At 57.4% G+C, this 7,085-nt stretch carries 5 protein-coding genes; 3 read left to right on the plus strand and 2 right to left on the minus strand.

The window, feature by feature from the left end; translation table 11 throughout:
- Positions 1-12 precede the first annotated feature (12 nt).
- On the minus strand, positions 13-2,295 hold the full coding sequence (gene selD / locus QJQ48_RS20675) for a selenide, water dikinase SelD (RefSeq protein ID WP_346293148.1): 2,283 nt from the start codon (positions 2,293-2,295) through the stop codon (positions 13-15).
- A gap of 259 nt (positions 2,296-2,554) precedes the next feature.
- On the opposite strand from selD, the gene QJQ48_RS20680 reads away from it, so the two are divergent.
- On the plus strand, positions 2,555-5,044 hold the full coding sequence (locus QJQ48_RS20680; protein WP_346293149.1) for a glycoside hydrolase family 9 protein: 2,490 nt from the start codon (positions 2,555-2,557) through the stop codon (positions 5,042-5,044).
- A gap of 16 nt (positions 5,045-5,060) precedes the next feature.
- Here QJQ48_RS20680 and QJQ48_RS20685 read toward each other — a convergent pair whose 3' ends face one another.
- A complete protein-coding gene (locus QJQ48_RS20685) occupies positions 5,061-5,741 on the minus strand; it encodes a DUF2834 domain-containing protein (RefSeq protein WP_346293150.1) in 681 nt (226 codons plus the stop codon).
- 186 nt (positions 5,742-5,927) lie between these two features.
- On the opposite strand from QJQ48_RS20685, the gene QJQ48_RS20690 reads away from it, so the two are divergent.
- Together QJQ48_RS20690 and cutA are read left to right on the plus strand one after the other, a co-directional pair.
- The gene (locus QJQ48_RS20690) at positions 5,928-6,827 is read left to right on the plus strand and encodes a pentapeptide repeat-containing protein (protein WP_428843075.1); all 900 of its coding nucleotides are present in this window, start codon (positions 5,928-5,930) and stop codon (positions 6,825-6,827) included.
- Positions 6,828-6,829: 2 nt separating this feature from the next.
- The coding region (gene cutA / locus QJQ48_RS20695; protein WP_346293152.1) for a divalent-cation tolerance protein CutA at positions 6,830-7,085 on the plus strand (256 nt) is incomplete at its 3' end.

The raw sequence follows: 7,085 nt of genomic DNA on the forward strand, positions 1-7,085 counted from the left end.
AAGCAGTCATAGTTACCACCCCTTGATTGTAATCGGCTGGGCCGAGCTGCTGGCGGTGGTAATGGTGCCAATCTTGCAGGTGTGAGTGTATCCCAAGGCTTGGAGAGCCGCGATCGCTGCCTCAGCTTTTGCCGCTGGCACTGCGGCTAACAGTCCTCCAGAAGTTTGCGGGTCGAACAGCAGCGGATAGTCAGGCTGATGGCTAATGGCCCTTTGATTTTGAATCGCTAGGACTGCCTTGGCGTTCTGGGGCTGCAGCGAGCTGACAATGCCGCTTGCTAGGGTTTCTCTGGCTCCGAGCAGTACGGGCAAGACTGTTAAATCCAGTTCAGCCCCGACCTGAGAGGCCTGCAACATCTCCAGCAAATGCCCTACCAGCCCAAAGCCAGTGACGTCAGTACAGGCCGTTGCTCCCTGTTGGAGAAGACACTGAGCGGCTTGGTAGTTAGACTGCCGCATAGAATCTACCGCCGCCTCAATCCAGCGGCCCTTAGCTTGCAACTGCATGTCAGCGGCAAACAGCGTTCCCGTACCGACAGCTTTAGTCAAAATTAGGCTGTCTCCTACCTGAGCATTGCCCTTGCGCAGCAGCCGATCGGGTTCTACCAGCCCATTGCAGGTAAAGCCCAGAGCTAAGTCAGGGCCTTCAGTGGTGTGACCGCCAATCAGGGGCGTTTTTGACTGGGCTAGGGCAGTATAGGCTCCGGCTAGCAGCAGATACAGCGTCTCAGCCTGCTTTACCGTGGTGCCGTAAGGCAGGGTGGCGATCGCCAAAACGCTCTGCGGCACGGCCCCCATCGCAAACAGGTCGCTGAGGCAGTGGTTGACGCAAATCTGCCCGAACACGTAGGGATCATCCAGCAGTGCCCGGAAGTAGTCCACGGTCTGGACCAAGAGCTGTCCGGTCGGTACTCGCAGCACGGCAGCGTCATCTGGATGGGCTAGTCCCACTACCACATCTGCGGCTGCGGGCCAGTCTGCCGCATCAGGGAAATCCTGCTGCAAACGTCGTAGCGCCTGGGAAAGCACGTCGCCCCCCACTTTGGAGGCACAGCCCGCACAGGGCATTGGGGCGGGCCGGGTAGCAGAAAGGCTGCTCGGAGCTGCTCGCTGCGCCATATCAGGAAAATCGGTAAACAGTCGCATAAATTTGCGATCGATGCGGTCTTTCCACCAACGAAACAGGCGCGATTCTGCTGCTAAGGGGCCGCGCGAGGCGATCGCCGTTCCCATCCCCGTATCGATAATATTGAGGAACTGCTTTTGGGGCCGAAACGGCTTGAGGGGCTGCCCCGTGAGCCAGCGCTGTAGGTTCTTAAATAAGGGCGGTCCCTGCCGCACCGCAAAGACTCCGGCCTTGGGCCGGGGATGGTTCACCATTGTGGCAATGTCTCCCACGGCAAACACGTTGGGGTGGCGCAGGGTTTGCAGCGTGTCGTGGGTTTGAATGAAGCCTTTTTCGTTAGTGGCTAGTCCAGACTCTCGGATCCAGGGAGCGGCTGAAGCGCTAGTCACCCAAATGACGCGATCGCAGGCGACGGCCAGTCCAGATTTGCACCGCACTTGCCGCTGGTCATGAGGCAGCGGCTCGATCGCCGTGACGCTTTCCTGCAGGTGTAGGTGAATTCCCCGCTGCTGAAATAAGTGCGCCAGGTGCTTTTGGGTCCAGCGGTTGCGCCCGGTTGCCACGGCCTCGCCCCGGTGGAAGAGGTGGATTGCGACGCGATCGCGGGGCTGTCCAGCTTGCTCTAGCGCTTGCCACAGCCGCGCCTGCATGTTTAGGGCAATCTCCACACCCCCGACACCGCCGCCGACAATCCCCAACACTCTAGGCTGAGCTGGATCGGTCTCTATTTCAGCTAGCCACTGCCACCACTGCTGCAAGAGCTGGGGAACGGGCTTAGCCGGAATGACATAGTCTGCGGCCCCGGGAACGTTGACCGTGGCGGGGGTGCTGCCAATATCAATAGAGAGAGCATCGTAGGCAATGGGCGGATGTGCTTTGCACAGGACTTGCTGATTGGCCAGATCTAAGCTAATGGCCTCGTCCATTAGCAGCCGACAGTTGGCGAAGCGGGTCAGGGGGCGCAGGTCAATGTGGGATTCGTCGAAATTATAAAGCCCGGAAATATGGCAGGGCAACATGCCTGAGTAGGGGGTGTCTACCAGGTTCGTAATCAGGGTTAGCCGCAGGCCGGCAATGGGCTGCATCCCAAATTTTCTGAGGACAATGGCGTGGGTGTGGCCGCCACCGAGCAATACTAAATCTCGTTCGATGGGCTGAGGCGGCTGCATAGACGGTGAATTTGAGAGGGCTGATAGGTATGGATGGGCCTGTTTTGCTTTGCCTGTTCTACAAGTCGGCTACGATTGAGGCTGCTGGGGGTGCTTCTAGGATACAAAGCTTTCCCGAGGGATGGCTGAGTCTGCAACGGGCAACTTTTGCCGGCTGGCTGAAGTCTTAGCAATTCAGAGAAATACTTTTATTTTGTAGCCTAGAGTAAATACGGTTTAGTTTGCCTCTCTCAGATTGAACTCAATGCAGGGAACATCAATGGGACGTCAGCGGCCTGGGCCAACCGATCAGTCAGCGACTCACTCGCCAGTCCGCAGATTTGCTGTGCTGCTGGGGCTGACGGTGCTGGCAGGGGTAAGCGCGATCGCCTGGAAGTTCTCAGCCGGAGAGGCAGCTCCCCGACGGCTGGTGGATTTAGTCCCCGATAGGACGCGTCTGCTCACGGCGATCGCCAATCTGTCCGCTTTGCAGACGGGGGATCCAAGGGTGACGCAGATCTATCCGGTCAGACCGGATATGCTGGCTGTCCGAATTGACACGGGCAAGATTGAGCGCGGCCAGCAGGTTCCCTACCGGTCCCAACCCGGCGACAAAATTACCAATCCGGAAAAGGGCTGGCTGCAGCGGGATGGTGAGCTAATCGGCGCAGTGGTCGGGCCAGATCAGGACAGACTGACTCAGTTTGATCAGTTTTCCGGAGAAGCGATCGACACAGCGCTAGCCGATCAGCCCGCTACTTATATCGTCACAGGCTCAGGGCGTTCCCAGTCACCAGAGGCCGTCTATCGCAAGAGCAAGCCCACGGGCATGGCCTGGGTTGGTCCCTGGAAGTTCGAGTGGCCGATGGCCCATACCGTCTTTTTAGATCTACCCAACGATCTGAAGGTCGGTGAAACTTACACGGTTGATCTGACTGAGCTAGGGCTTGATCCCGTTGAGTTCGAGTATCAGCCTGACCAGATTCATAGCGAAGCCGTTCACGTGAACCACTTAGGTTTTCGCCCCGACGATCCGGCTAAGGTAGGTTTTTTGTCCACCTGGCTGGGGAACGGCGAAAGTCTTGCCTATGGCGAGGGTCTGACTTTTTGGCTGGTCAATCAGTCTACTGCTGAAAAAGTCTATAGCGGTACGACCGCCCTTTCAGTGCCTGCCAACCGCTCTGAAGACAGGCGCCGCAACTACAACGGCACCGATGTTTACAGAATGGACTTCAGCGACTTTACTGAACCAGGAACCTATCGGCTCTGCGTAGAGAAAATTGGCTGTTCTTTCAGTTTTGAAGTTGCAGAGGACGTTTGGCAGACCGCTTTCTACACCTCGGTGCGAGGGCTATACCACCAGCGCAGCGGCATTGAGCTAGGCCCCCCCTACACCGATCTAGAGCGTCCCCGTCCGTTTCACCCGGACGACGGCATGAAGATTTACCAGTCTACCTACACCCTGACCGAGAGCGGGGAAGGCTTAAAGCTGGGAGACTTGAGCACCCGCGAAGGCTTGCGAGCGGGGAATACGGGGGAACAGGTGCCCAATGCCTGGGGCGGCTGGTTCGATGCTGGGGACTGGGATCGGCGGATTCAGCATGTGGTGGCATCACGACAGCTGATCGAGCTAGCCGAGCTGTTCCCGGACTACTTTGCTGAGGCCGATCTGAATTTACCGGAGTCGGACAATGCCCTGCCGGACGTGGTGGATGAGGCTCTGTGGAATCTGGATTTCTTCCGGCGACTGCAGGCTGAGGATGGGGGCATCAGCGGCGGCATTGAATCCGATCGGCCCCCGTCGAATTTTGCGGCGAGCTGGCAGGAGTTTTCAGACGCCTATGTTTACGGGCCGGATATGTGGTCGAGCTACCTTTATACCGGGGTAGCGGCCCAGGCGGCCCATCTGCTAGAGGACTATGACCCAGCGCGAGCCGCCACCTACCGCCAAAGTGCGCTGCGGGCAATGGCGTGGGCCGAGGCTGAGTATGCTGAAGCTGCAGACGTGGACTGGCGGATTCGCAGCGAGCGCAACCTGGCGGCGGTGGAGCTGTACCGGGCTACGGGCGATCGCCGCTGGCACCAGCTTTTTCTTGACACTACTGCGTTCTCCGATCCGAAAGCTCGCGCTCGCAAGGGTAAGAGCCACGATCACATTGACGCCGCTTTTGTCTATGTCCGCCTGAGCGAGCTGCCGGTTGAGGCTGAAATTCAGCAAAATGCCAGAGCCGCTCTGCTGCAGCTAGCCGACAGTCAAGTAAAAATTGTCAACGGCACGGGCTTCAACTGGGGCAAGTTTGACGCTTATGAAAACGTAGGCTGGGGCGGCAGCTTTGGCGCGCCGGAGGCTGTACAGCTTTTGCGGGCTCACGCGCTCACGGGCGATCGCCAGTATTTAGCGGCGGCAGTGCTAGCTAACCAGTTTTCTCTAGGCGCTAACCCAGACAACCTCACCTATACCACCGGCCTCGGCCACCGCTCACCCCAGCAGCCATTGGTAATCGATACTCAGGTGACCGGGCAGGCTCCCCCGCCGGGTATCACCGTCTACGGGCCGCTGGATCTGTGGCGCTTCAACGACTACTGGGTACCGAAGCGGCTCTTAGCTAACCAGATGTCCCCTAACCCCTGGAAGTGGCCTACCGCTGAAGGCTACACCGATATCTTCCTGTATCCGGCAGTCAGCGAGTTCACCATTCACCAAACCCTGGGGCCAACCGCCTATGCCCGAGGCTACCTGGCAGCGCGGGACGAACTGGACGCTCAGTAATGGCGGCGTGGCCAGATTACGCCGTTGGGGCAATGGGTGAATCGCTGCCGGATGAGGCCGTTGCGGCTGTCAGTGGGGGGCGAATAGTCAGATAAATTGCCGCTCCCAGTACCGGAATCACTGGCAGCAGCCAAAGCCAGCGGCGATCGCTGATACCGCGCCGGGCCATGTCATCCCCCAGCAGTGCCGGAAACAGCAGCCAGAGCAGGCAGTAATCTAGACTCATGACGTGGATGAAGCGGCTGGTTTGCCACTGCTGGACAAAATCGTTCCAGTTGCCCTGGGTGAAGCCATAGGCTAGAAGAATGAAAGCGGCGATCGCCAGCAGTCCTCCTACCCAGCGAGAATCGACGAGTTTCAGCAGACTACTTTTTTCGCCTGTAAAGGTGGGCTGGGGGCGGCGCAGGGCCAGGTAAGGCAGCAGCAGAAAAGCGCCGACGCCGAAGGAACCGATCACAAACGGCCAGGCGGCTATTTTTTGTTCATGTCCATCAATCAGCACCACACAGGCATAGACTAGGGGCCAAATCCCCATCAGATTAAACAGGGCAACGATCAGCGGGTTAATACCGTCCCAGTCTCCGGTGGAGAGTCGCTGAATCAGCTCGAAGGTATCGGGCTGGTCGGGAGGCGCCAATAAAAAGGCGTAGAGAATGAATCCAATCCATAGAAGCATGAAGCTAATTTGTCTAACCATGAGTGACTAATAAGTTTTTCGCTGAATTATCAATCAACTTAAAGTGCGGCCCGCAAAGGCAGAGGTTGCCGTCTACGGTGTGTATGTACCAAGAAACCTGTTTTAGCGTAATAAGTTTGGGGATTTATTGTGTTCATTCCCCTGTTAGATCTACCGCTCTATCGCCCCGTTCACCGCTGTCAATCTATGCACGTGAGCTACTTTCTCGAACTATACGAGTCTGGATATCGCGAATTTGAGGGGGTACATCTCCACGGAGCCAATTTAGACAGCCGTATCTTAGTTTCTGTGAACTTGGCCAAGGCCAATCTCACGGGAGCCTATCTGCGGCGCACCTTCTTGACTCAGGCCAACCTCAGCCAGGCGGAACTGCACTGGGCTGATTTGAGCTACGTCAAGATGAGCGAAAGCCAGTTAATTTCAGCCGATTTAACCAAAGCCATCCTCAAAGGCGCTTTTTTAGTGAAAGCGAATCTGTCCGGCGCGCGCCTCAGCGGAGCCAACCTGCGGGGGGCCAATCTCAGAGATGCCAATCTGCGCAATGCCAATCTCTGCGGCGCTAATCTGCAGGGCGTCAACCTACGCGGCGCTAATCTATCGGGCGCTAACCTGTCCTGGGCTAACCTATCCGGGGCTCGCCTCAGCGGAGCGGAGCTAGACCAGACCCGTCTAGACAACGTCAATTTTGAAAACGCCTACCTCAACGGCCTCGATTTACAAAATCTCAACCTCAGCGGCATCAATCTCAGCAGTGCCAAGCTCAACGGGGCCAATTTGCAGGGCGCTAACCTGGCGATCGCCAATTTAGCCCATGCCAGCCTCAGAGGGGTGAACCTGACGGAGGCCAACCTGGCCGGATCTAACCTGACCGAAGCCTCTCTCTGGAAAGCCCGCCTCGATCGCGCCAATCTGAGCCGTGCTGATTGCAGTCAGGCCAACCTCTATGAAGCCTCCCTCACCGAAGCCCAACTGCACGATACCGACCTATCAGACGCCATTTTGCCAAATATTCTGACAGCCTATCCGTCAGCCGAGTCGTCTCCGGCAAATGCTGCTAGCCCTGTTCCGGTAGCGTTGCGGTTTTAGTCATGACTCAGCTCGGGGTGGTGCTGGTCACGGCCAGTTCTGAAACGGAAGCCAGCGCGATCGCTTCAGCTCTGGTGCAAGAGCGTTTGGCAGCCTGCGTCAGTCTCGTGCCTATCCAGTCGGTCTATCGCTGGCAGGGAGAAGTGCAGCAGGAGACAGAATGGCAGCTCATGATCAAAAGTGACCTAGCCCAGTTCACTGCTCTAGCTGAGCGGGTGCAGCAGCTTCATTCCTACGAGGTGCCTGAAATTATTGCCC

Source organism: Sphaerothrix gracilis Ecp01 (assembly GCF_030405905.1).
In the GTDB taxonomy this organism is placed as follows: Bacteria; Cyanobacteriota; Cyanobacteriia; order Phormidesmidales; family Phormidesmidaceae; genus Sphaerothrix; species Sphaerothrix gracilis.